Genomic DNA, 24218 nt, shown 5'->3' with positions numbered 1-24218 from the left:
GGAGGAACTGTAGTTCGGTTCCCGGCTGACGCGGAGTGCCGAGTAGAGTGTGCAACCGCGAACGAGTTGGCCGGACGGCTGCGGCTCGGAGGACCGGCGAACGAGTGTCGTCGCGCTTCGGACCGAGGAAAGTCCGGACTCCACAGAGCAGGGCGGTTGTTAACGGCAACCCGAGGTGACTCGCGGGACAGTGCCACAGAAAACAGACCGCCTGCGGATCGGTTCTTCGGAGTCGAACTGCAGGTCAGGGTGAAACGGTGCGGTAAGAGCGCACCAGCATCCCAGGTGACTGGGATGGCTAGGTAAACCCCGCCCGGAGCAAGGTCGAAGGCTGCATCGCGCAAGGGGTGCAGCTGCGCAGGTGCTCGAGGGCTGCTCGCCCGAGCCTGCGGGTGGACTGCTCGAGGTACCCGGCAACGGTGTGCCCAGATGGATGGTCGTCGACGTCGAACCTGCGAGAGCAGGAACGGCAGACAGGATCCGGCTTACAGGCCGACTCGTTCGCACTCACCATTTCTCCCGCAGTTCGCCTGCGGCGTCGCTCCATGGGGCACACTGGAAGTCATGACCGACGACGACACCTCCTGGTACTACGACATCACCACCAAGCAGGTCGTACAGGGCAAGCAGACCAACGCCCTCGACCGCATGGGCCCCTATCCGGACAAGGCCACCGCGGAGCAGGCGCTGAAGATAGCCGCGGCGCGCAACAAGGCCGCAGATTCCGACGACGACTGGAACAACTGACGGTGCTGCTCACCCGGCTGAGGGCTCCGGGCTTCGACTTCGAGGCCATCAGATCCGAGTTCGCTCTCACCGAAGCTTTCGACGTAGACGTGATGCGCGAGGCGATCGAAGCACGAGACCTGCACGCCGACAGCAGAATCGACCGCACCGACATTCCGTTCGTCACCATCGACCCACCCGGCTCGAAGGACCTCGACCAAGCCGTACACATCGAGAAGACGGCCAACGGATTGGTGGTGCACTACGCGATCGCCGATGTGGGCGCACTGGTGACGCCCGGGGGAGCGCTCGATGCCGAAACCCGTCGACGCGGCCAGACGTTCTACCTCCCCGACGGATCTGTGCCGTTGCATCCACGAGAGCTGTCGGAGGGGTCGGGCAGTCTGCTGGAGGGGCAGGCTCGCTGCGCCGCGCTGTGGACCATCGAACTCGACGACGTCGGCGAGGCGGCCGCGTGGACCGTCACCCGCGCGCTGGTGCGCTCTGTTGCACGGCTCGACTACGCCGCGGTGCAAGCCGACGTCGACGCAGGCACACCGCACCCCTCCATCGCGGCGCTGGCGGAATTCGGGGCACAGCGCGCGGCCGCAGCCAGGCGGCGCGGGGCAATCGACATCACACTGCCCGAGCAGGAAGTGACGCCGCACGGAAAAGGGTGGCGCATCGATCTGCAGCCCCGCACGGCAGTGGACGGGTGGAACGCCGAGGTGTCGCTCTTGACGGGTATGTGCGCCGCCAGAATCATGCTCGACGCCGGAATCGGCCTCGTCCGCACACTCCCACCCGCGCCCGCCGAGGCCGTGGAGACGTTGAAGAAGACCGCAACCGCGCTCGGAATCGACTGGCCGGCAGGGGCATCGGCCGGCGCAGTGCTGGCCGGTTTGCCTACCGGTGAGCCGTCGACACTGGCGATGATGACGCAGGCGACCGGTTTGCTGCGTGGTGCGGACTACCGCGCGTTCGATCGCACCACCACCCCTGCCGGCAGTGACGAATCGGTGGAACATTCTGGAATCGGTGCCCCGTACGCCCACGTGACGGCGCCACTGCGGCGGCTGTCCGATCGATTCGCCACCGAGGTGTGCCTGGCGGTCGTCGCGGGAACTCCGATACCGGACTGGGCAGCACAGGCTTTGCCGGAGCTGCCTGCAATCATGCGCGGATCGGATTCTGCGGCATCGAAAGTGGACCGCGCCTGCATCGACCTCACCGAAGCGCACGTACTGAAAGACCGAGTGGGCGAGCAGTTCTCAGCGGTCGTACTGCGCGGTGCCGAGGGCAAGCGGGATGCCGAGGTGCTGGTGTCCGAACCGATCGTCCTCGGCAAGTGCGACGGGGAACCGCCCGCGGGGGAGTCGGTGAAGGTCCGGTTGACCCGGGCCGACACCGACTCGCGCGCAGTACGATTCGACTACTCGGCCGTCACGGCCTGAAACGGTCCGTCGCCTCCACGAGGTGATGCACGATGCCGGGCTCGGCCGCAGAATGACCGGCATCGTCGACGATCACCAGATCTGCTGAGGGCCAGGCCTTGTGCAGTGCCCACGCGCTCGTTGCCGGGCACACGACGTCGTAGCGGCCCTGCACGATGACACCGGGGATGCCGTCGAGCAGGTGGGCGTCGCGCAGCAGTTGATTCTCTTCGAGAAAGCAGTTGTTCCGGAAGTAGTGGTTCTCGATACCGGCGAACGCCAGTGCGAACCGTGCATCCGAATTGGACTGCACTGCATCCGGTTTGGGCAGCAGGTAACTCGTCGCTGCCTCCCAGGTGGACCATGCCACCGCAGCTCGCGTCGCGGCTTCGTGGTCTTCGGACATCAGCTGCCGGTGATACGCCTCGACGAGATTGCCGTCGCGCTCGTCTTCCGGAATGGGTTCGAGAAACTTCTCCCACAGATCGGGGAAGATGTGGCCTGCCCCGCCGCCGTAGTACCAGGCGATCTCCGACGGACGCACGAGAAAGATTCCCCGTAGTACGAGCCCACGCACACGATCACGGTGCGACTGCGCGTACGCCAGGGACAGCGTCGAGCCCCACGAACCGCCGAACACCAACCACGTGTCGATACCCAGGTGCTCGCGGAGCTTCTCCATGTCCGAGATCAACCGGTCGGTGGTGTTGACCGACAGATCGGCACCGTCGGCGATGTGCGGGGTAGACTGCCCACAGCCTCGCTGATCGAACAACACGATTCGATAGGCCTGTGGGTCGAAATACCTGCGCTGCAACGGATTGGTGGCACCGCCCGGACCGCCGTGCACGAACACCACCGGCGCACCGTCGGGATTGCCGGAGACCTCCCAGTAGATCTGTTGGCCGTCGCCGACATCGAGGTGGCCGGTCTCCACAGGATCGATTTCGGGGTAGAGGGTCCGCATCTCAGAAGCCCACCAGGCCGGACGCGAGGTCCGGAATGTCGAGCGATCGGATGGCCTCGTCTCGTACGTCCGAACACGTTTCCGTCGTGATGTCGTCGACGATCGCTCGGTCCTGCACCACCTGAAGATTGATGACGCCGCTCTGCGCCGCCCAGGTCTGCACGAGAATGTTGAGCCCGCCGCGACCAAGGGTGGGCCCTTGGACGCGCCAATTGGACAGCTGCGCTTCGAGATCGGTGCACAGCTGCTGCTTCTGCGCGTCGGTGATCGCTGCGCCCGCAGGCGGTGCGGTGACCGTGGTGGTCGGTGCGACCGTCGTGGTGGAGGACGAACCGGTGTTGGTGGTGTCGGTGCTGCATGCAGTCGCTACGACGAGAAGCGCAGCCGCGCCTGCCAATGCGACTGCGCTTCTCCCTGCAATGGACGTCGTACCCCGTCTGATTGTCATGGCCCCGAGTGTGCCACCCGAACTCCGGCGAGGCGAGAACGATCAGTAGCTGTGTTCGGGCCCGGGGAAGACTCCCGATCGCACCTCGGACATGTACGTCGTTGCCGCGGTCCGCAGTGAATCGCCGACGTCGGCGAACTTCTTCACGAACTTCGCAGTCTTGCCGTTGGTGTATCCGGCCATGTCCTGCCACACCAGTACCTGCGCGTCGCATTCGTTGCCCGCACCGATACCGACCGTCGGAATGGTCAGCTTGCGAGTCACCTGGCCGGCGATGTCGGCGGGAACCATCTCCATGACGACGGCGAATGCTCCCGCCTCCTGGACTGCGATGGCGTCGGCCACGAGCTGCTCGGACGCGTCTCCGCGACCCTGGACGCGGAAGCCGCCGAGGGTGTTGACGCTCTGCGGGGTGAAGCCGACATGGGCCATCACCGGGATGCCCGCGGCGGTGATCGCAGCGATCTGAGCGGCCACGCGCTCGCCGCCCTCGAGCTTGACTGCGCCTGCGAGCCCTTCCTTCATGAACCGAACTGCGGTCTCGAGGGCCTGCTGCGGCGAGGCCTCGTACGTGCCGAAGGGCAGATCTGCGACCACGAGGGCGTGCGGTGCGCCGCGGACCACTCCGCGAACCAGCGGAAGAAGCTCGTCCACGGTGATCGGCACGGTGGTGTCGTATCCGTAGACGACGTTGGCCGCCGAATCGCCGACGAGGAGAACAGGTACGCCGGCTTCCTCGAAGATGCGGGCGCTGGAGTAGTCGTAGGCGGTGAGCATTCCCCAGCGCTCACCGTCGGACTTCATCTGCAGAAGGTGGTGGGTGCGGGTCTTGCGGGTCAATGCGGTGGAGGGTGCTTCCTGGGCAGATCCGCCGTACACAGCAGTTTCGGACATCTTTGTCCCTTTCTGGTCCTCGAGGCCCGCTCGGCGGGTCCCCGGGATGGGGTGTGATGACGTGGACAAGTCTGCCACTGCGCGCGACCTGCCGGGCAGCTACCGGCAGTGCAATTGGTCACACCCCGTCGAGCGTCGCGTAGTCCCGCCAGCCGTTGGTGATCGGCATGCGGCGATCGCGACCGAACGCACGAGAAGTGACCTTGGTGCCGATCGGGTACTGGCGCCGCTTGTATTCCGACGCATCGACCTTGCGCAGAATGTCCGCGACCACCGCCGCGTCGAACCCGGCCGCCACGATGTCCGCGAACCCTTGGTCGTGATCGACGTAGCGAAACACGATGGCGTCCAGTTCGTCGTAGTCGGGCAACGAGTCGGTATCGAGCTGGCCCGGCCGGAGCTCGGCGGACGGCGGCTTGTCGATGCTCGACTCGGGTATCGGAGGGATGTCACCACGGTCGGCAGCGGACTTGTTTCGCCACCGCGCCAGATCCCAGACGAGTGACTTCGGCACGTCCTTGATCGGCGCGAAGCCGCCGACGGCATCTCCGTAGATCGTCGAATAGCCCACGGCCAGCTCGGATTTGTTACCGGTGGCGAGCACCAGATGGCCGAAGCTGTTCGACAGCGCCATCAACACCATACCCCGGCAGCGGGCCTGAATGTTCTCCTCGGCCAAGCCGGTCAGATGCAGTTGGTCCACGTAGCAAGCAACCATGTCGGCAATGGGCTCGACGCGGAAATGGATACCGGTGCGCGACGCGAAATCCTCTGCGTCGGTGCGGGAATGGTCCGACGAGTACGTCGAGGGCATCGACACTCCGTGTACCGCGTCGTGGCCGAGGGCGTCGACTGCGATGGCGGCGACCACCGCAGAATCTATCCCGCCGGACAATCCGAGAGCCACCGAACGAAAACCGTTCTTGTGCACATAGTCTCGTAGTCCGGTCACCAGTGCGCCCCACACCTGTTCCTCGGTGCTCGCGATCTCTGCGAGGTACGGCTCGGCTCGCTGCCAGCCGGTGATCGCGACGTCGGGCAGCGGTATCCGGTCGATGCTCCAGCCGGGTACCGTCGCGGCGTCCGGACCCGGATCGGCGGGCGCATCGACGTCGACGATCAGCAGATGCTCGACGAATTGAGGGGAGCGGCCCCAGGTGGAACCGTCCGGCCCGACGACGAAACTCGCCCCGTCGAACACCAGCTCGTCCTGTCCACCGACGACGTTGACGTAGGCGATCGGAGCGCCGATCTCGGTGGCTCGGCGCGCGGCGATGGAGCGGCGCACCTCGTCCTTTCCTTGCTCGAAAGGGCTGGCGTTGAGGCAGAGCAACATGTCGACTCCGGCTGCCCCGTAGGCCGGCACCGGCCCGCCCGGCTGCCAGATGTCCTCGCAGACAACGACACCGAGCCGCAGGCCGTTCACCGTCGTGATGCTCAGACCGGATCCCGGAGCGAAGTAGCGGGCCTCGTCGAACACTCGGTAGGTGGGGAGCGAGTGCTTGTCGTATCGAGTGGCAACCCGTCCATCGGTGATCACTGCCGCGCTGTTCCGTGAGCCCTCGGCGTCGCGATCGAGGTAACCGACCACCACGATGCGGTCGCCGCACCCGGCACTGTCCAAGGCGGCAGCCAGCTCGGTGAGCGCACGAGCCGATGCGGCGGCGAACGACGGTCGCAGAGCCAGATCCTCGACGGGGTATCCGGTCAGCGCCATCTCGGGGAACACCACCACGTTGGCACCGTCGTGGGCCGCGCGGACCGTCCACTCGACGATGGCTGCGGAGTTCGCCGGAAGATCGCCGACGACGGAGTTGATCTGGGCGAGGGCGAGTCGAAGTGCCTGCACTGCGCCCACGCTAGTGGTCGCACGACGTCCCCGCCGGGCGGCGACAGCGACACGCTCGAAAGACCTGGCACGATCGTGTCCATGAGAACGCGCACCAGGAAGACGGCCGTGGCGATGTCGGCCGTGGCCGTGGTGCTCGCAGGCTGCTCCGGCCCCGAGCCCACCGCCACACCGGAGAACTCCGCGGTGCCCGACGCCTCGTCGCCGGCATCGGTCGCCGGCCCGATTCCCTCGGGGCTCGAGGCGTTCTACACCCAGACCCTGGAGTGGGAGTCCTGCGACAGCTACAACACCGACGGCAGCGAACTGGGAAGTGCCGTCGAGTGCGCGATGGTGACTGTGCCGTTGGATTACGCAGACCCCGAGGGCAGGACGATCGAGGTCGCCATCTCGCGGACGAAGGCGACGGGCGAGAAGATCGGATCGGTACTGATGAACCCGGGCGGGCCCGGCTCGTCGGGGCTCTACCTCGCCGGGCAGGCCGAAGGCACTGCCGTCGCCGATCGCTTCGATCGGATCGGCTTCGACCCACGCGGAATCGGAGCATCCGAACCGGAGGTGCGATGCCTGACATCCGAGGAGGTCGACGAGGAACGTCGCGAACCCGATGTGGACGTCAGCCCCGAGGGCATCGCGGCGACCGAGGCCGAACATCGGGACTACGCCGCGCAGTGCGTCGAGCGCACCGGGGCGGACGTGCTCGAGCACGTCGGCACCCGGGAAGTGGTGCGCGACATGGACGTCATCCGTGCGGTACTCGGCGACGAGAAGCTGACCTACATCGGTTACTCCTACGGCACCCGGATCGGGACCGCGTACGCCGAGGAGTTCCCGTCCAACGTGCGTGCGATGGTGCTCGACGGTGCGCTCGATCCGGACCAGTCACCCGTCGACGAAGCCGTCGCCCAGGGCGCGGCGTTCCAGACCGCGTTCGATCAGTTCGCCGCCGACTGTGCACAGACCGACACCTGCCCGCTCGGAACCGATCCGGCCCAGGCCGTCGAGCAGTTCCGATCGCTGGTCGACCCGCTGATCGACCAGCCGGCCGAGACGACCGACCCTCGCGGTCTCAGCTACGACGATGCGATCACCGGTGCCCAGCAGGCGCTGTACTCGCAGCAGCTGTGGCGTCTGCTGCGGGCCGGATTGAACGAACTGCGCGACGGCAGGGGCGACACCCTGCTCCGGCTCGCCGACACCTACTCCGGACGGCTCGAGGACGGCAGCTACACCAACATCGACGACGCGTTCAACGCTGTTCGCTGCGTCGACGGCCCGCCGACCACCGATCGCGCCGAGGCCGACGCGGCGGACGTCAGGTTCCGTGCCGCCGCGCCGTATCTGGACGACGGCCGGGCGACGGGCAATGCGCCGCTCGACCTGTGTGCCTTCTGGCCGGTGCCGAACACGAGCGAACCGCACGTCGTCGACGTCGAGGGACTGCCGAACCTGGTGGTGGTCTCGACGACCGACGATCCGGCCACGCCGTACCAGGCTGGTGTGGAGTTGGCTGCTCAGCTGCGCGGCGATCTGGTGACCTACGAGGGCACCCAGCACACGGTCGCCTTCTCGGGCGTCGAGTGCATCGACGATCCGTTGGTGAACTATCTTGTCGATCTGGTTCCGCCGGGGGACGGATTGCGGTGCTGACGTGCTACCTCACCACCTGGAAAGTGTGCTGAGAGTTTCACGAAGTGAGACCGAATTCACGATGTAACACAGATTTAACTCCGTTTGCTTACTCTCGCGTTCATGGATCGTCAAAAGGAATTCGTGCTCCGGACCCTCGAAGAGCGCGACATTCGTTTCGTCCGCCTCTGGTTCACCGACGTCCTCGGGTACCTCAAGTCGGTGGCCATCGCCCCCGCCGAGCTCGAAGGGGCTTTCGACGAGGGAATCGGTTTCGACGGTAGCGCCATCGAAGGATTCGCCCGCGTGTCCGAGGCCGACACCGTGGCCAAGCCCGATCCGTCGACGTTCCAGATTCTGCCGTGGTCCACCAGCAAGGGCCACCAGCACTCGGCGCGGATGTTCTGCGACATCGCCATGCCCGACGGCTCGCCGTCCTGGGCCGACTCGCGCCACGTGCTGCGTCGCCAGTTGAGCAAGGCCGCGGACCTCGGGTTCAGCTGCTACGTGCACCCAGAGATCGAATTCTTCCTGCTCAAGGACGCCCCGCAGGACGGCTCACCGCCGACCCCGGCCGACAACGGTGGTTACTTCGACCAGGCCGTCCACGACTCGGCCCCGAACTTCCGCAGGCACGCCATCGACGCGCTCGAGTCGATGGGAATCTCGGTCGAGTTCAGCCACCACGAGGCCGCGCCCGGCCAGCAGGAGATCGACCTCCGCTACGCCGACGCACTGTCGATGGCCGACAACATCATGACCTTCCGCTACGTGGTCAAGGAAGTCGCCATCGAGGAGGGTGTGCGCGCGACGTTCATGCCCAAGCCGTTCAGCGACCAGGCCGGCTCGGCGATGCACACGCACATGAGCCTGTTCGAGGGCGACGCCAACGCCTTCCACAACCCGGACGACCCGATGCAGCTCTCGGAGACCGGCAAGTCGTTCATCGCGGGCATCCTCGAACACGCCAACGAGATCAGCGCCGTGACCAACCAGTGGGTCAACTCCTACAAGCGACTCGTGCGCGGCGGCGAAGCACCGACCGCTGCATCCTGGGGACCGGCGAACCGCTCGGCACTGATCCGCGTGCCGATGTACACCCCGAACAAGGCATCCTCGCGGCGCGTCGAGATCCGTAGCCCAGACTCGGCCTGCAACCCGTACCTGGCATTCGCGGTGCTGCTCGCGGCCGGTCTTCGCGGAATCGAGAAGGGCTACACCCTGCCGCCCGAGGCCGAGGAAGACGTGTGGGCGTTGACCTCCGCCGAGCGTCGCGCCATGGGTTACAAGGAACTACCGGGCAACCTCGATCAGGCCTTGAACGCGATGGAAGGCTCCGAACTGGTCGCCGAAGCACTGGGCGAGCACGTCTTCGACTTCTTCCTCCGCAACAAGCGTCGCGAGTGGGAGGAATACCGCAGTCACGTCACGCCGTACGAGCTGAAGGCCTACCTGGGTCTTTAACAGCACGGCGTCGTCATGGGCTACGTTCTACTCGATCCTTCAATGGTAGTTCCGATGCCGACGCGAGCACCCTCGCGCCGCTGTGTACTGACGACGAGGTAATTCTGTGGCACCCCGAGGTGGATTCTGATGGTGCGTCCTCCGACCTCCAGATCCGTCGTTCCCGGACCGGGCCGTCTCGGCCTCGTCGAAGAAACTGCGCCGTCCGACCTGCGCACCCTCGGCTGGACGGGGGAAGAAAGCCTCGAACTGCTGTGGTCGCTCTCCCGTGCGCCCAACGCGGACCTCGCACTGCGGACCCTGGTGCGGATGTACGAACTGCTCGGTGCCGGGTGGGCCGAGTTCGACTCCGCACTGCGCACCGACAAGGGCTTCCGTGGGCGCATCCTCGGTCTCGTCGGCGCTTCCAGTGCGCTCGCCGATCACCTGGTTGCCGACGACAGCACTTGGCGTCTGCTGCTGACCAAGGAAGGTCAGAGCAGCGGAGTCTCGGCCAAGATCGAGCTACCCACCAAAGCCACCCTGTTCGCGGAACTGCTCGAGGCTGTCGGGGCCGAGCCCGAGACCGGCCCCAATGCCGCACCGGACCTGTACCGCGCGACCGTCACAGGACCGCCCGCGGTGATCGCGTTGCGCAAGAAGTACCGCGACCAGATCATGGTGCTGGCGGCATACGACCTCGCCGCGACCGTCGAGAACGAGCCCGTCCTGCCGTACACGGTGGTGGGGTCGCAGCTTTCCGACATGGCCGACGCTGCGCTCACCGCCGCACTGGCAGTGGCGGTGGCCACCGTGTGCCCGGACGCTCCGTGTCCGACGCGTCTGGCCGTCGTCGCGATGGGCAAATGCGGTGCGCGCGAACTCAATTACGTCTCCGACGTCGATGTCGTGTTCGTCGCCGAGCCCGCCGACTCGCAGGCGAGCCGCATCGCCGGTGAGATGATGCGCATCGGATCCTCGGCGTTCTTCGAGGTGGACGCGGCGCTGCGTCCCGAGGGCAAGCGCGGCGAGCTGGTCCGCACCCTGGATTCGCATGTTGCCTACTACAAGCGCTGGGCCAAGACCTGGGAGTTCCAGGCGCTGCTCAAAGCCCGCCCGATGACCGGCGACATCGCGCTCGGCAACGATTACGTCGACGCGGTCAACCCGATGGTGTGGTTGGCCAGCCAGCGCGAGGACTTCGTGCCCGAGGTGCGCGCGATGCGGCGTCGAGTCGAGGAAATGGTGCCGCCGGAGCTCCGCGAGCGCGAGATCAAACTCGGACGCGGCAGCCTGCGCGACGTCGAATTCGCCGTCCAGCTCCTGCAATTGGTGCACGGTCGAACCGACGAGTCGCTGCGCGTTCTCGGCACGACCGATGCACTGACCGCACTCACCGAGGGCGGCTACGTGGGCCGCGACGATGCCGCGAACCTGACGGCCTCCTACGAGTTTCTAAGGCTGATCGAGCACCGCCTGCAGATGCAGCGTATGCGTCGCACACACACCCTGCCTCCTCAGGACGACGAGGAAGCCCTGCGGTGGCTGGCCCGTTCGGCGCACATGCGACCCGACGGCAACCGCGACGCTCTCGGTGTGCTGAACGCCGAGATCAAGCGCAATGCGCAGCGCATCCGCCGGTTGCACGCCAAGCTCTTCTACCGGCCGTTGCTCGACTCGGTGGTCAAGTTCGACTCCGAGACGGTGCGTCTGACGCCCGACGCCGCAACGCGTCAGCTCGCTGCGCTGGGCTACGCGACCCCGCAGAATGCGTTGGGCCACCTGCGTGCGCTCGTCGGCTCGGGCACCCGCCGCGGTCAGATTCAGGCGGTGTTGCTCCCGACGCTGCTCGAATGGCTTGCCGATACCCCCGACCCCGACGCCGGACTGCTCAATTACCGCAGGCTGTCCGAATCGGCGGGGGAGCAGACGTGGTTCCTGCGCGTGCTGCGCGACGAAGGCGCGGTGGCACAGCGCCTGATGATCGTGCTCGGCTCCTCGGCCTACGTCCCGGATCTGTTGATCAAAGCTCCCGAGGTCATCCGTCTGTTCGCCGACGGACCCACAGGTCCGCGCCTGCTCGATGTCGAGCCGGAAGAGACGTACCGCGCCATCCTGTCGTCCTCGGCTCGGTACGAGGATCCGGTGCGGGCGATCAACGCGGCTCGGGCGCTGCGGCGTCACGAGCTCGCGCGGGTGGCGTCGGCGGACATCCTCGGCATGCTGGACGTCCCTCAGGTGTGCCGGGCCTTGTCCTCGGTCTGGGCCGCGGTCATCAACGCCGCCCTCGCAGCAGCCGTACGCGCCAGCGAGAAAGAACGCGGGGAACCGGCACCGGCAACGCTGGCCGTCATCGGTATGGGTCGCCTCGGCGGCGGTGAGCTCGGCTACGGCAGCGACGCAGACGTCCTGTTCGTCTGCGATCCGGTCGACGGTGCCGACGAGACCGTTGCGGTCAAGTGGGCCAACACCATTGCCGATCGCATCCGCAAACTGCTCGGCGCGCCCAGCACCGACCCGCCCCTCGAGGTCGACACCGGTCTGCGACCGGAAGGGCGAAGCGGACCGGTGGTGCGCACCCTGTCGTCGTACGCCGCGTACTACTCACAGTGGGCTCAGGCCTGGGAAGTGCAGGCTCTGCTGCGCGCACACCAGGTGGCCGGCGACCAGGATCTCGGAATCCGATTCCTGCTGATGGCCGACAAGGTGCGCTACCCCGAGGGCGGCGTGTCCGCCGATGCGGTCCGCGAAATCCGACGCATCAAGGCGCGCATCGACTCCGAGCGTCTACCCAAGGGGGCCGACCCCTCCACCCACACCAAGCTCGGACGTGGGGGACTGGCAGACATCGAGTGGACCGTCCAGCTCATCCAGCTCAGATACGCGCACAAGGTCCTGACGCTGCACAACACCTCGACTCTGCAGTCGCTCGACGCCATCGGCGCAGCCGAGCTCATGAGCGAAACCGACGTCGAATTGCTCAGGGAGGCGTGGATTCTGGCAACCAAGGCCCGCAACGCGCTGGTCCTGGTGCGCGGTAAGCCCACCGATCAGCTGCCGCGACCGGGAGCTGTGCTGTCGGCGGTCGCGCAGGTAGCGGGTTGGGAGAACGGCGATGCCGGAGCGTTCCTCGACAACTACCTACGAGTGACGCGTCGAGCAAAGGCAGTGGTGGAGAGGACGTTCGGCGGGAACTAGTCCCCGTCTGCCTCTAATCACTTCCGACGGTGACGAATCCCTGCTGAACCATCCAGTCCCGTGCGACGTCCGCAGGCTCGCGTCCGTCGATGTCGACCTGCTTGTTCAGCTCGGAAATGGCCTCGTTGGTCAACGCGGCCGAGATCGGTCCGGTCACCTCGGCGATCTCGGGGTACTGATCGGCGACCTCCTGGCGGATGATGACGGTCGCGTTGTAGCGCGGGAAGAACGACTTGTCGTCTTCGACGACCGTCAGATTCAGGCCCTTGATTCTTCCGTCGGTGGTGAACACCTCACCGAATCGGCACTGAGCGCCCTCGGCCGTGGCCTGATAGATGACGCCGGTCTGCAGAATCTGCACCGGCAACGTGCTGGCGTCGAACCCGTATGTGGCGGCGAGGCCTGGCAACCCGTCCTGACGACTGTTGAACTCGGTCTCCACACACAGTGCTGCCGCGGCGGGGTCGCTGTTCACCAGCGCCGCGTAGTCGGAGAGGGTGCGAACCCCGGTCTCCTGTGCAACCTGCTGATTCATCGCCAGCGCGTACGTGTTGTCCATCGGGGCCGGATTGACCCAGTCGATGCCATTGGCCTTGTCGGCGTCGCGCACGGCCTCGAATTGCTCGGTGGCGTCGGGAATGGGGGTTTCGTTGCCCAGGAAGTTGATCCATCCGGTACCGGTGTACTCGTACGCGACGTCCACCTGACCGCTCTGCATGGCCAGCCGCACACTTTGCGATCCGGCGATGTTGGTCAGATCCCGTACGTCGGCACCGGCCGCGCTCAACGCGAATTCGAGGATGTAGCCGAGGATGATCTGCTCGGTGAAGTCCTTGGATCCCACGGTGAACTGGGCACCTTCGAGGCCGGGGAGCGGGGTGATGCTTCCCGGCTCGACCGACAACGGCATGGCACCGCCGGATTGCAATCCGCATCCCGAGAGCGCCAGGGTTGCCGCGGCGCACAGGGCCGCAAGTCGTCGAGTGGTGCGCCGCATCAGCGGAGTCCTTTCGGTCCGAGGAATGCCTCGGCGAGTGCGCCCAGCCAGTCGACCAGCAGTGCGAGAGCAACAGCAAGAACTGCTCCCACCACCAGAATGATCGGCTGGTTGAGCTTGTAGCCGGTATCGATCAACACGCCCAAGCCGCCCGCTCCGACGAGGAAACTCAGGGTCGCAGTGCCCACAGCCAGCACCAGCGAGGTCCGCAGACCGGCGAGAATGAACGGAACCGCGAGGGGAAACTCGATGCGCCGCAGGATGCCCATGTTCGACATGCCCTGCCCGCGTGCAGCATCGATGTAGTTCGGGTCCACCGTCTGGAAGCCCAACATGGTGTTCCGCAGCACCGGGAGCAGCGAGTAGAACGCGATGGGCAGAACGCCCGCAGTGAATCCGGTCCATCCGGTGGCCAGGAACAACAGAACGAGCAGTCCGACGGCCGGCGCTGCCTGACCGATGTTGGCGATACCGATGAACAACGGAGCCAGCTTCCGATACCCGGGCCGCGTCAGCAGAATTCCGAGCGGCACCGCGATGGCGAGTACGAGCGCGGTCACGACGAACGTGATCGCCACGTGCTCGCGGACGGCGGTGGTGATGCTGCCGGCGTTGAGGGTGCCCGACTGGGTGGCGGTGAGGTCCCGGCTGAACGTGTAGACCAAAAGCACCGCCACTATGACGAGGATGACCACGGGCTGGATGAGTAGCCGGAGTCGCTCGGCCCGCTTGGCGGCGCGCGCGGTGTCCTTCGTGGTTTCGCCGGTGTCGGCGAGTGTGGTCACGACGGCGTCCCGACGTCGCTGCGCGCCTCGTCGTGATCGTTGGCGTGCTGAGAGCGTAGAGATTTGATGGTGTCGATCAACACGTCGATCGTCACGGTGCCGACGTACTCGCCGCGGTTGCCGGTCACGGTGGCCGTCGCGTTGCCCTCGGAGAGAAGAGCTTCCAGTGCGTCCTGCAGGGTGGACTGCGTCGAGACCATCTCGCCCATCGGCACACCGACGTCGCGCAGGCTGCCGACCCCCACGAGGTGGCGACGATCGGTCCAGCGAAGCGGCCGCTTGCGCGCATCGAGGATGATTCCCCACGCCTCCGGATCGGAGCCGAGAGCGGTGTTCATCTTCTCCACCGAGTCGTCCTCGCCGAAGACGGGAACGTCGGACAGTTCGATGTCGCGTACGCGCATCAGGGTCAGCTGCTTCAACGCGGCCCCGGCCCCGACGAATCCGGCGACGGTGTCGTCGGCGGGGTTGGCGAGAACGGCCTCGGGGGTGTCGTACTGGAGGATCGTCGATTGGTTTCCGAGCACCGCGATTCGATCGCCGAGCTTGACGGCCTCGTCGAAATCGTGGGTCACGAACACGATGGTCTTGCCCAGTTCCGCCTGCAGCCGCATCAACTCGTCCTGCAACAGTCCTCGGGTGATCGGATCGACCGCGCCGAAGGGTTCGTCCATCAACAGCACCGGGGGATCGGCGGCGAGAGCGCGGGCGACGCCGACACGCTGCTGCTGGCCACCGGAGAGCTGACGCGGATAGCGCTGGCGGTACACCGCCGGATCGAGCCCGACGAGATCGAGCATCTCGTCGGTGCGATCGTCGATGCGTTTCTTGTTCCATCCGATGAGCCCGGGCACCATGCCGACGTTCTGCGCGATCGTCATGTGCGGGAACAGACCCGCCTGCTGGATGGAATAGCCGATGGTGCGACGCAACTCGTTGGGGTCGATCGAGAGCGCGTCCTTGCCACCGATGGTGATGCGGCCCGACGTCGGTTCGATGAGCCGGTTGATCATGCGCATCGTCGTCGTCTTGCCGCAGCCCGAGGGCCCGACCAGAACGACGACCTCGCCGGCGGGAATCGTCATGGACACGTTGTCCACCGCGGCCAGCTTCTGCCCCGGGTAGCTCTTGGTCACGTTCTCGAGCACGATTTCCGCGCCGGAGACGTTGGATGTACGGGTCGAGTCACTCACGGATACCCCTCGAGGTGGTCAGTTTGCCGATCAACACGTAGATCCCGTCCAGGATCAACGCCAGCAGGACGATCAGAACAGTGCCGGTGAGGGCCTGCGGTAGGGCTGTGGGACTGCCTACGCGAGCGAGCCCGGAGAACAACAGGTTGCCCAGGCCAGGGCCTTTCGCGTACGCAGCGATGGCCAGGATGCCCATGGCCATCTGTGTGCTGATCCGCATCCCGGTGAGGATCGACGGCCAGGCGAGAGGAATTTCGATGCGTCGCAGCACCAGCGTGCGACTCATGCCGATACCGCGGGCGGCGTCGGCGACAGCCGGATCGACTGCAGCGAGACCCACCACGGTGTTGCGGATGATCGGCAGTAGCGAATACAGAACCAACGCGGTCACCGTCGGCCGAACGCCCAATCCCATGATGGGAATGAGAACTCCCAGCAGCGCGAACGAGGGGATCGTCAGAATCGTGCTCGCGAGAGCCGTCGCGATCGCCGACCCAGCGGGGCTGCGGTAGACCAGAACACCGATCGCGACACCGATGACGGTGGCGATGACGACGCACTGAACGACGGCCGAGACGTGCAGATAGGAGTCGATCGCCAACTGCCTTCGCCGTCCGACGATGAATTCCCACAGTGCATCCATGCAGTTGTCGTCCTCTGTTCGCCGGTAGCGGATAAATACCTTTACCCCGCGTACCGACAATCAAACGCCGACCGGTCTGAATTCTTCGTCGATTGCCCTAAGCGTTGCCGATCGGTTACTGCCCGGGAACGCAACAACGCCCGGCCGAAAGGATTCGGCCGGGCGTTGTCAGCGTGAAATCAGACGATCACACGTCGTAGTACAGGGAGAACTCGTACGGGTGCGGACGCAGGTTCACCGGAGCGATTTCCTGCTCGCGCTTGAGCGAGATCCAGGTCTCGATCAGGTCGGTGGTGAAGACGCCACCCTCGGTGAGGTAGTCGTGATCGGCCTCGAGCCGGTCGATCACGGCATTCAGCGAGGTAGGTGCCTGCGGAATGTTCTTGGCTTCCTCGGGCGGCAACTCGTAGAGATCCTTGTCGACCGGAGCCATCGGCTCGATCTTGTTCTTGATTCCGTCCAGACCCGCCATCATCTGAGCGGCGAAGTTCAGGTACGGGTTACCCGAGGAGTCCGGCGCACGGAACTCGAGGCGCTTGGCCTTCGGGTTGTTGCCGGTGATCGGGATGCGCACCGCAGCGGAGCGGTTGCGCTGGCTGTAGACCAGGTTGATGGGGGCCTCGTAGCCCGGCACCAGACGGTGGTACGAGTTGATCGTCGGGTTGGTGAACGCCAGCAGCGACGGCGCGTGGTGCAGGATGCCGCCGATGTAGTGGCGAGCGAGATCCGACAGTCCGGCGTATCCGGCCTCGTCGTGGAAGAGAGGCTTGCCGTCCTTCCACAGGGACTGGTGCACGTGCATGCCCGAGCCGTTGTCGCCGAACAGCGGCTTCGGCATGAACGTCGCGGACTTGCCGTTCTGCCATGCGGTGTTCTTGACGATGTACTTGAACAGCTGCAGGTCGTCCGCTGCGCGAAGCAGCGTGTTGAACTTGTAGTTGATCTCCTGCTGGCCGCCGGTGCCGACCTCGTGGTGCGCACGCTCGAGCTCGAAGCCCGCGTTCTGCAGGTTGGTCGAGATCTGGTCGCGCAGGTCGACGTAGTGGTCGTACGGAGCGACGGGGAAGTAGCCACCCTTGAAACGCACCTTGTAACCGAGGTTCGGGCTGCCGTCGGCCTCGGTCTCGGCTCCGGTGTTCCACCAACCCGAGGACGAATCGACCTCGTAGAACGCGCCGTTCGCCTGCGAATCGAAGCGCACGGAGTCGAAGATGTAGAACTCGGCCTCGGCACCGAAGTAAGCGGTGTCGGCGATGCCGGTGCTCGCCAAGTACTCCTCGGCCTTGCGTGCGACGTTGCGCGGGTCGCGGCTGTAGGCCTCACGCGTGAACGGGTCGTGAACGAAGAAGTCGATGTTCAGCGTCTTCGCATTGCGGAAGGGATCGACCTGAGCGGTGGCGTAGTCCGGAAGCAGAATCATGTCGGACTCGTGAATGGACTGGAAGCCGCGGACGGACGAGCCGTCGAACGCGAGGCCGTCTTCCAGTGTGTCTGCCGTGAACGCCTTGGCGGCGATCGAGAAGTGCTGCTGTGCACCCGGCAAATCCGTGAACCGGATGTCGACGTATTCGATTCCTTCATCTGCGATGAACTTGATGACCTCTTGGGCCGTGGAAAACGCCACGCTTTTGCTCCTTTGTTGAGTCCGTCGACCTGACGGTATGGACTTGGTGTTGCCCGCCCGTCAAGCTCGTGTTTCGCCCGTGTTACACGTCCTGGCTCACGACTGGCACGGACAACAGTACGTCCAGGTGTTTTCCCGTGTGCCCGACCGCGCCTATCCTTGAAATCATGGCACGAATGACAGGGTCCTGGTTGTCCGGACCGGCCTCGGCGAACCCACGTGAACCCCAGAACTTTCGCGGGGAGGAGTTGGGTCTACCGCAGCAGGGCGTCGGATCGCTGGCAGGTACCGGACGCAGAGTCCTCGCGTTGCTGCTGGATTGGACGATGGCCACCGGCGTGGCGTCGCTGATTCTCGGCGGATACACCACCAGTGGCCTGATCTCGACGATCGTGCTGGCCGTGTGGTTCGGAGTGGGACTGGTGAGCGTCTCACTGTTCTCGTTCACCCCTGGGCAGTTCGTCGTCGGTGTTCAGGTGGCACGCATCGACGCCCATGCGCGGGTCGGGTTCGTCCGCGCCCTGGTTCGCCAGCTGATTCTGCTGTTCGTCGTACCGGCCGTCGTGACCGACATGGACGGCCGAGGAATGCACGACCGCGCAACGGGAACAGCCCTGCTGCGGACCCGCTGAGGGGTCGTCGCACCAGGGCTGTTTCGTAGTGGTCGTGAGTGCTAGCGGCGCTTCATGGTCCGCTGAACGCCCTTCATCTTGGCTCCGCCGGGAATGGGTCCCTTCGGCATCGCCGGGCCACCCTTGGTGCCGAGAGCGGACAGCCGCGACTCGATGGTGTCCATGCGCTTGCCGTCGATGTTCTTCGGCAACTTCGACAGGTACTTCTGCAGACCCGAGAGCGGAATCTGGTTCTCCTCGTTGCCGACGATGATGTCGTAGATCGGAGTGTCACCCACCAAGCGGGCGGTCTTCTTCTTCTCCTGAGCCAACAGCGACTTCACGCGGTGCGGTGCACCCTCGGCCACAAGGATGACACCGGGCTTGCCGATGACACGATGCACGGCGTCGAGATGGGTGGTTCCGGCGATCGCGTTGGTCACCCGCCACGACCCCTGCAGATTGTCCAGGGCCCACGCAGCCGCTCCGGCCTGGCCGTCGGCCTTCTTGTACACCGACTTCTGAACGCGGCGACCGAAGATGATGAACGCAACCAGGACTCCCAGGAGCAGTCCGATGGGGAGCAGGAACCACTGGAAACCGAAGGCCAGGCCGATGAGGAACCCGAGGAGCCCCAGCCCGACCACCGACCCGATCATCAGCGGCAGGAGAACCTTGTCGTCCTTGCGCTGCATCTGAAACGCCTGCCAGAGCTGCTTGCGCCGTTCCCTCGATGCCTGCTTGCGCGCCGCCTTGGCAGCCGCTTTTGCTTCCTTGCTGGGCTTTGCTGCTTTGCCAGCCTTACTGCCGTTCGCCATACCTCACAGGATACGTCCTGTGCCGACGCTCACTCGCACCGCTCCGGATTGGGAACGAGGATCAGCGCGCGGCCAGACGAGCCATCAACGAGCTGGCCTCCTGAGAGGCCTCGCCACCATCGGTCAGGTGGCTCATGCTCTCGGGCAATTCACGGCCGTGATGCGCCATGGCCTGTGCGTAGAGGCGTCCGGCGCGGTACGAGGAGCGGACCAACGGACCGGCCAGCACACCGGCGAACCCGATCTCGGTGGCGTAATCGGAGTGCTCGACGAACTCTTCCGGCTTGACCCAACGCTCGACCGGGTGGTGGCGCGGCGACGGGCGCAGGTACTGGGTGATGGTCAGGATGTCGCAACCGGCCTCGTGCAGGTCGCGAATGGCTTCCTGCACCTCTTCCGGGGTCTCACCCATGCCGAGGATCAGATTCGACTTGGTGACCAGACCGTCGTCGCGGGCCGCGGTGATGACGTCCATCGACCGCTGGTACCGGAAGGCGGGGCGGATGCGCTTGAAGATGCGCGGCACCGTCTCGACGTTGTGCGCCAACACCTCGGGACGGGAGGAGAACACCTCGGCCAGCTGATCCGGCTTGGCGTTGAAGTCAGGGATCAACAGCTCGACGCCGGTGTTGGGGTTCAGCTTCTTGATGTACCGCACCGTCTCGGCGTACAGCCACGCGCCGCCGTCCTCGAGATCGTCTCGAGCGACGCCGGTGATCGTGGAGTAGCGCAGACCCATGGCCTGCACGCTCTCCGCCACCCGTCGCGGCTCGTCTCGATCGAGGTCCTCCGGCTTGCCGGTGTCGATCTGACAGAAATCGCAACGGCGGGTGCATTGCTCACCGCCGATGAGGAAGGTCGCTTCGCGATCTTCCCAGCATTCGTAGATATTGGGGCAGCCGGCTTCCTCGCACACCGTGTGCAGACCTTCACGCTTCACAAGACCCTTGAGCTCGGTGTATTCCGGGCCCATCTTCGCTTTGGTCTTGATCCAGTTGGGTTTGCGTTCGATGGGGGTCTCCGCGTTTCGGATCTCGAGGCGGAGCAGCTTGCGTCCTTCTGGGGCCACAGTCACAGAGTCGATGCTACGCGCCGAAGCGGACCGTGGTGAACTGCGGGTTGATCGACGCACTCGTGACGGCCGGATGTTCGATCTCGTGATTCTGCACGGGCATCGACCCGTCCAGCGCCGCCAGAACGGCCTCGGTGACAGCAGCGGTGACCTCGCCGACGGTGACGTCTCGGCCCAGCTCCAGCGACAGCGACGTCACACCCGCATCGGCGATGCCACACGGGACGATCGCATCGAAGCCCGTCATGGCGGCGTTGCAGTTCAGTGAGAATCCGTGCAGCGTCACCCCACGCTGAACGCGTACTCCGATGGCGGCGATCTTGCGTTCGGGAAGCCACGCGCCGTCGCGCATCTCGGCTGCCAACCACACTCCCGATCGGCCGTCGACGCGTCCGCAGGCGATGCCGTACCCGGACACGACGGAGATCAGAGCTTCCTCGATCCGGCGCACGTACTTGACGACGTCGATCGGCTGCTCGAGCTTCACGATGGGATAACCCACCAGTTGGCCCGGACCGTGCCAGGTGATCTTGCCGCCACGATCGACCTCGACGACGGGAGTGCCGTCCCGCGGCATGTCTTCCTCGGCAGTGCGCCGCCCTGCCGTGTAGACGGACGGATGCTCGAGCAGCAACAGCGTGTCGGATCCGACGCCGTCCGCCCGGGCACCGGCCAGCTCGCGCTGCAGTGCCCAGGCCTCGGTGTACTCGACGGTGCCCAACTCGCGGACCACCATCGGTTCGGAGCTCGCGCGCGCCGACACCACGGCCGACGAAGAGTTCGCATCACTCATGAATCGGAACGGTACGCCGCGTCAGGAGCCGACGGCCACCCGCAGTGCCTCTCCCACGGTGTTGTGCTCGAAGGTGTAGCCCGCGTCCTCGAGAGCCTTCGGAATTGCCCGTGGCCCGGTGAGAATGGCCTCCTCGGCAAATTCTCCGATCACCGCCTTCAGTGCGAAGCCGGGGACGACCCAGGGGGCCGGACGGTGCACCGCGCGCGACATCGCACTGTTGAACTGCGCGTTGGTCACCGGAGTGGGACCGACCATGTTGACCGGGCCACGCAGGGAGTCGTTCTCGATGCCGTGGACGATGGCGCCGATCTCGTCCTCGAGAGAAATCCACGGGAAGTACTGGCGGCCACTGCCGAGCCGCCCGCCGAGCGCGAACAGATACAGCGGCCGAAGCTTGCCCAACATGCCGCCGCGCTGCGACAGCACGACACCGCTGCGCAGCATGATCGTGCGAACACCCGCTTCCGACGCCGCAGACGTGGCGTTCTCCCAATCACGACAGACCTCGGCCAGGAACCCCTCACCGACCGGAGCCGTCTCGTCGACCACCCGATCACCCGTGTCGCCGTAGAAGTTGACGCCGCTCGCGTTGATCAGAGTGGGCACACCCGCGTCGGCGGCAGCCCCGGCGAGTACTTCGGTGGGAGCGATGCGGCTGTCCCGTACCAACTGCTTGTACGCACCGGACCATCTCTTGTCACCGATTCCGACACCACAGAGGTTGACGATCGCGTCGGCTCCGGCTAGTGCGGCCGCATCGACGCTTCCGCGCGATGGATCCCACTGTGACTCGTCGGGTCCGGCCGGTGATCTCCGAACCAGGCGGGTGACGTCGTGGCTACGGCCCCGCAGCGCTGCGACCAGGGCCGTGCCGATCAAACCTGATGAACCTGCAATGACTACGCGCATGTGAACGAAAGCCTCCTTGACGCAAACGGGGCATCATTCGCGAACGAATGATGCCCCGGATGCACGGTTCGTGCCCCTCTTTTCGAGACTCCGATGCGAATGTTTCGCGCTCTCACCAGAATACGTGAGAGTCGCGATTCGCCGGTTGCCTACAGGCCGAGATCGGCCTCGAACGACGCCACTTCGAGACGCTGCTTGATCGTCGTGAGGAAGCGTCCCGCATCGGCTCCGTCCACCAGGCGGTGGTCGTAGGTGAGCGGCAGGTAGCACATCGAGCGAACACCGATCGACTCGTTGCCCGAGTCGTCCTTGACGACGACCGGACGCTTGACGATTGCGCCGGTGCCCAGCATGGCGGCCTGCGGCGGAACCAGGATCGGGGTGTCGAACAAGGCACCCTGGCTGCCGATGTTGGTGATCGTGAACGTGCCACCGGACAGCTCGTCGGGCTTGAGCCCACCCGAGCGTGCACGGGTGGCGATGTCGTTGATCGCCCGAGCCAGCCCCGCGAGCGACAGGTCGCCCGCATTGTGGATGACGGGGGAGAGCAGACCCTGCTCGGTGTCCACGGCGATACCGAGGTGGACATCGGCGTGGTACGTGATCTCCTTGGCTTCCTCGTTGATGCTCGCGTTGACGTTGGGGTGCGCCTTCAGAGCTTCGACGACGGCCTTCGCGAAGAACGGCAGGTACGTCAGGTTGACGCCCTCGTTCTCGGCGAACTTCGCCTTCGCCTTCGTCCGCAGACCGGCGATCTTGGTGACGTCCACCTCGAAGGTCTGGGTGAGCTGTGCAGAGGTCTGCAGCGACTCACGCGTCTTCTTCGCGGTGATCTGACGGATCCGGTTGATCTTCTGCGTGGTGCCGCGAAGATGCGCGAGCTCGGGACGAACACCGGCGGTGGCCGGCGAAGCAGGCTTGGCGGCCGCGGCGGGCGCAGCCTCGGCGGCCGGAGCAGCCGGAGCCTTCTTGGCCTCGGCGGCAGCGAGCACATCCTGCTTGCGGATGCGTCCACCGACACCGGTGCCCTTGACCGTCGAGAGGTCGACATCGTTGTCCGACGCCAGCTTCCGAACCAACGGCGTGACGTACGGGCTGGAATCACCCGACGGTGCCGACTCCTTGGCGGGAGCAGCCTTGGGGGCCTCCTGCTTGGGCTCGGCCTTGGGTTCGGGCTTCGGTTCGGCCTTCGGGGCTTCCTTCTTGGGAGCCTCCGTCTTGGGCTCTTCCTTCTTCGGCTCTTCGGCCTTGGGGGCCTCGGGCTCCGGGGTGGCCTCGGGCTCGGGGGCCTTCTCGGCCGGCGATCCCGATCCGATGACGGCGAGCTGGCCACCGACGGCGACCGTGTCGTCTTCCTCGGCGGAGATCTCGAGCAGAGTTCCGGCGACCGGAGACGGGATCTCGGTGTCGACCTTGTCGGTGGAGACCTCGAGCAGTGGTTCGTCGACAGCAACCTCGTCGCCGACGGCCTTGAGCCAACGGGTCACGGTGCCCTCGGTGACGGACTCGCCCAACTCGGGCATCGTCACCGGGGTGCCTGATCCGGACGAGTCGGACGATGCACTCGCTGCGGGTGCCTCCTCCTCGGCCTGTGGCTCGGGCTCGGCTGCGGGAGTGGGCTCCTCGGCAGCTTCCTCGGGTGCCGACTCCTCGGCGGGGGCAGCTTCCTCGGCCGGCGCGTCGGACGAGGGAGCCTCGCCTGCGTCACCGATCTGGGCGAGCTCGCCACCGATCTCGACGGTGTCGTCTTCCTGAGCGACGATCTTGGTCAGAACACCGGCTGCAGGCGACGGGATCTCGGTATCGACCTTGTCCGTGGAGACTTCGAGCAATGGCTCGTCGACTTCGACGGTGTCGCCTTCTTGTTTGAGCCACCTCGTGACAGTTCCCTCGGTGACGCTCTCACCAAGAGCTGGCATCTGGACGGAGAAGGCCATGTCTGTTGACTCCTCGACAGTTGTGTGCGGGTGATGTGGTTCGACGACTCGTGGTCGCAGACCATTGTGCTGGCGGAACAGGGTTCATGGACGAGAGTTGCGTGATTCGGTTCGACGGAGGCGCCGGTGCACAAGACACCGATCGAGCGTGTTCGGCTCGACACAGCGCCCACGTAGACACTCCCTCTCGGCAATTCACTTACTCACTTCACGAGCCTTGGTTCACTATCAAGAGAGCTGAACCCT

20 protein-coding genes and 1 other RNA gene are annotated in these 24218 nt (G+C 65.4%); 7 read left to right on the top strand and 14 right to left on the bottom strand.

Going from position 1 to position 24218, the window contains the following annotated elements; genetic code table 11:
* The first annotated feature begins 62 nt into the window (after positions 1-62).
* The 3 genes from rnpB to R4P47_RS07495 all read left to right on the top strand — a co-directional run bounded on the left by rnpB (position 63) and on the right by R4P47_RS07495 (position 2180).
* An RNA gene (rnpB, locus tag R4P47_RS07505) (RNase P RNA component class A) lies at positions 63-504 on the top strand.
* A 60-nt stretch (positions 505-564) separates the two neighbouring features.
* Positions 565-747: a hypothetical protein gene (locus tag R4P47_RS07500; protein ID WP_094688449.1), complete on the top strand. Its 183-nt coding sequence runs from the start codon at positions 565-567 to the stop codon at positions 745-747.
* A gap of 2 nt (positions 748-749) precedes the next feature.
* Positions 750-2180 carry an RNB domain-containing ribonuclease gene (locus tag R4P47_RS07495; protein ID WP_317784410.1) on the top strand — a complete coding sequence of 477 codons (1431 nt, stop codon included), beginning with the start codon at positions 750-752 and terminating at the stop codon, positions 2178-2180.
* Here the strand turns inward: R4P47_RS07495 and pip are convergent.
* The 4 genes from pip to R4P47_RS07475 all read right to left on the bottom strand — a co-directional run bounded on the left by pip (position 2170) and on the right by R4P47_RS07475 (position 6317).
* Entirely contained in the window at positions 2170-3126 is a 957-nt protein-coding gene (gene pip / locus R4P47_RS07490) for a prolyl aminopeptidase (protein ID WP_317548586.1), read from the bottom strand. The two genes, R4P47_RS07495 and pip, sit on opposite strands and share 11 nt — an antisense overlap.
* A 1-nt stretch (position 3127) precedes the next feature.
* Positions 3128-3574: a hypothetical protein gene (locus R4P47_RS07485; protein WP_317548585.1), complete on the bottom strand. Its 447-nt coding sequence runs from the start codon at positions 3572-3574 to the stop codon at positions 3128-3130.
* 42 nt (positions 3575-3616) lie between these two features.
* A complete protein-coding gene (panB, locus tag R4P47_RS07480) occupies positions 3617-4468 on the bottom strand; it encodes a 3-methyl-2-oxobutanoate hydroxymethyltransferase (RefSeq protein WP_149406151.1) in 852 nt (283 codons plus the stop codon).
* 118 nt (positions 4469-4586) lie between these two features.
* Complete coding sequence (locus R4P47_RS07475) at positions 4587-6317, bottom strand: NAD+ synthase (RefSeq protein WP_317548584.1); 1731 nt, start codon at positions 6315-6317, stop codon at positions 4587-4589.
* 81 nt (positions 6318-6398) lie between these two features.
* Between R4P47_RS07475 and R4P47_RS07470 the strand changes: the two genes are divergently transcribed.
* The 3 genes from R4P47_RS07470 (at position 6399) to R4P47_RS07460 (ending at position 12587) form a co-directional block, all read left to right on the top strand.
* Positions 6399-7967, top strand: coding sequence for an alpha/beta hydrolase (locus R4P47_RS07470; protein ID WP_317784409.1), 1569 nt, complete (start codon positions 6399-6401; stop codon positions 7965-7967).
* A gap of 102 nt (positions 7968-8069) precedes the next feature.
* Positions 8070-9410 carry a type I glutamate--ammonia ligase gene (glnA, locus tag R4P47_RS07465; RefSeq protein WP_032379097.1) on the top strand — a complete coding sequence of 447 codons (1341 nt, stop codon included), beginning with the start codon at positions 8070-8072 and terminating at the stop codon, positions 9408-9410.
* A gap of 129 nt (positions 9411-9539) precedes the next feature.
* Positions 9540-12587 (top strand): bifunctional [glutamine synthetase] adenylyltransferase/[glutamine synthetase]-adenylyl-L-tyrosine phosphorylase, encoded by a 3048-nt coding sequence (locus R4P47_RS07460; RefSeq protein WP_317784408.1) that lies wholly within the window; start codon positions 9540-9542, stop codon positions 12585-12587.
* Positions 12588-12600: 13 nt separating this feature from the next.
* Here R4P47_RS07460 and R4P47_RS07455 read toward each other — a convergent pair whose 3' ends face one another.
* The 5 genes from R4P47_RS07455 to glnA (R4P47_RS07435) form a co-directional block, all read right to left on the bottom strand.
* A complete protein-coding gene (locus R4P47_RS07455; protein ID WP_300524272.1) occupies positions 12601-13584 on the bottom strand; it encodes a glycine betaine ABC transporter substrate-binding protein in 984 nt (327 codons plus the stop codon).
* Positions 13584-14369 carry an ABC transporter permease gene (locus R4P47_RS07450; RefSeq protein WP_149406146.1) on the bottom strand — a complete coding sequence of 262 codons (786 nt, stop codon included), beginning with the start codon at positions 14367-14369 and terminating at the stop codon, positions 13584-13586. The genes R4P47_RS07455 and R4P47_RS07450 overlap by 1 nt, the downstream gene beginning before the upstream one ends.
* Complete coding sequence (locus R4P47_RS07445) at positions 14366-15562, bottom strand: ABC transporter ATP-binding protein (protein WP_149406145.1); 1197 nt, start codon at positions 15560-15562, stop codon at positions 14366-14368. Before R4P47_RS07445 ends, R4P47_RS07450 begins: the two co-directional genes overlap by 4 nt.
* Positions 15555-16205 carry an ABC transporter permease gene (locus tag R4P47_RS07440; protein ID WP_037192916.1) on the bottom strand — a complete coding sequence of 217 codons (651 nt, stop codon included), beginning with the start codon at positions 16203-16205 and terminating at the stop codon, positions 15555-15557. The genes R4P47_RS07445 and R4P47_RS07440 overlap by 8 nt, the downstream gene beginning before the upstream one ends.
* A 187-nt stretch (positions 16206-16392) precedes the next feature.
* Positions 16393-17829 carry a type I glutamate--ammonia ligase gene (gene glnA / locus R4P47_RS07435; RefSeq protein WP_032368128.1) on the bottom strand — a complete coding sequence of 479 codons (1437 nt, stop codon included), beginning with the start codon at positions 17827-17829 and terminating at the stop codon, positions 16393-16395.
* Between the two features lie 167 nt (positions 17830-17996).
* Here glnA (R4P47_RS07435) and R4P47_RS07430 point away from each other — a divergent pair, with 167 nt between their 5' ends.
* The gene (locus tag R4P47_RS07430) at positions 17997-18461 is read left to right on the top strand and encodes an RDD family protein (RefSeq protein WP_149406144.1); all 465 of its coding nucleotides are present in this window, start codon (positions 17997-17999) and stop codon (positions 18459-18461) included.
* A 41-nt stretch (positions 18462-18502) separates the two neighbouring features.
* Here the strand turns inward: R4P47_RS07430 and R4P47_RS07425 are convergent, their stop codons facing one another.
* From R4P47_RS07425 to sucB, 5 genes are all read right to left on the bottom strand, one after another.
* A complete protein-coding gene (locus R4P47_RS07425) occupies positions 18503-19258 on the bottom strand; it encodes a DUF4191 domain-containing protein (protein ID WP_094640148.1) in 756 nt (251 codons plus the stop codon).
* A gap of 61 nt (positions 19259-19319) precedes the next feature.
* On the bottom strand, positions 19320-20333 hold the full coding sequence (lipA, locus tag R4P47_RS07420) for a lipoyl synthase (protein ID WP_176459221.1): 1014 nt from the start codon (positions 20331-20333) through the stop codon (positions 19320-19322).
* A gap of 10 nt (positions 20334-20343) precedes the next feature.
* Positions 20344-21123, bottom strand: coding sequence for a lipoyl(octanoyl) transferase LipB (gene lipB, locus R4P47_RS07415; RefSeq protein ID WP_317784407.1), 780 nt, complete (start codon positions 21121-21123; stop codon positions 20344-20346).
* Positions 21124-21144: 21 nt separating this feature from the next.
* Positions 21145-22035 (bottom strand): TIGR01777 family oxidoreductase, encoded by an 891-nt coding sequence (locus R4P47_RS07410; protein ID WP_300524689.1) that lies wholly within the window; start codon positions 22033-22035, stop codon positions 21145-21147.
* Positions 22036-22184: 149 nt separating this feature from the next.
* On the bottom strand, positions 22185-23972 hold the full coding sequence (gene sucB, locus R4P47_RS07405; RefSeq protein WP_317784406.1) for a 2-oxoglutarate dehydrogenase, E2 component, dihydrolipoamide succinyltransferase: 1788 nt from the start codon (positions 23970-23972) through the stop codon (positions 22185-22187).
* Between the last annotated feature and the right edge of the window lie 246 nt (positions 23973-24218).

Source organism: Rhodococcus sp. IEGM 1370 (assembly GCF_033142325.1).
Classification (GTDB): Bacteria; Actinomycetota; Actinomycetes; order Mycobacteriales; family Mycobacteriaceae; genus Rhodococcoides.
The sequence above is the reverse complement of the archived record's forward strand: the minus strand, read 5'-3'. Positions and strand labels throughout refer to the sequence as shown.

Coding starts and splice junctions, on each gene's coding strand:
- R4P47_RS07500 (WP_094688449.1), top strand. CDS start 565: ATGACCGACGACGACACCTCCTGGTACTACGACATCACCACCAAGCAG.
- pip (WP_317548586.1), bottom strand. CDS start 3,126: ATGCGGACCCTCTACCCCGAAATCGATCCTGTGGAGACCGGCCACCTC.
- R4P47_RS07485 (WP_317548585.1), bottom strand. CDS start 3,574: ATGACAATCAGACGGGGTACGACGTCCATTGCAGGGAGAAGCGCAGTC.
- panB (WP_149406151.1), bottom strand. CDS start 4,468: ATGTCCGAAACTGCTGTGTACGGCGGATCTGCCCAGGAAGCACCCTCC.
- R4P47_RS07470 (WP_317784409.1), top strand. CDS start 6,399: ATGAGAACGCGCACCAGGAAGACGGCCGTGGCGATGTCGGCCGTGGCC.
- glnA (WP_032379097.1), top strand. CDS start 8,070: ATGGATCGTCAAAAGGAATTCGTGCTCCGGACCCTCGAAGAGCGCGAC.
- R4P47_RS07460 (WP_317784408.1), top strand. CDS start 9,540: ATGGTGCGTCCTCCGACCTCCAGATCCGTCGTTCCCGGACCGGGCCGT.
- R4P47_RS07455 (WP_300524272.1), bottom strand. CDS start 13,584: ATGCGGCGCACCACTCGACGACTTGCGGCCCTGTGCGCCGCGGCAACC.
- R4P47_RS07440 (WP_037192916.1), bottom strand. CDS start 16,205: ATGGATGCACTGTGGGAATTCATCGTCGGACGGCGAAGGCAGTTGGCG.
- R4P47_RS07430 (WP_149406144.1), top strand. CDS start 17,997: ATGGCACGAATGACAGGGTCCTGGTTGTCCGGACCGGCCTCGGCGAAC.
- R4P47_RS07425 (WP_094640148.1), bottom strand. CDS start 19,258: ATGGCGAACGGCAGTAAGGCTGGCAAAGCAGCAAAGCCCAGCAAGGAA.
- lipB (WP_317784407.1), bottom strand. CDS start 21,123: ATGAGTGATGCGAACTCTTCGTCGGCCGTGGTGTCGGCGCGCGCGAGC.
- R4P47_RS07410 (WP_300524689.1), bottom strand. CDS start 22,035: ATGCGCGTAGTCATTGCAGGTTCATCAGGTTTGATCGGCACGGCCCTG.
- sucB (WP_317784406.1), bottom strand. CDS start 23,972: ATGGCCTTCTCCGTCCAGATGCCAGCTCTTGGTGAGAGCGTCACCGAG.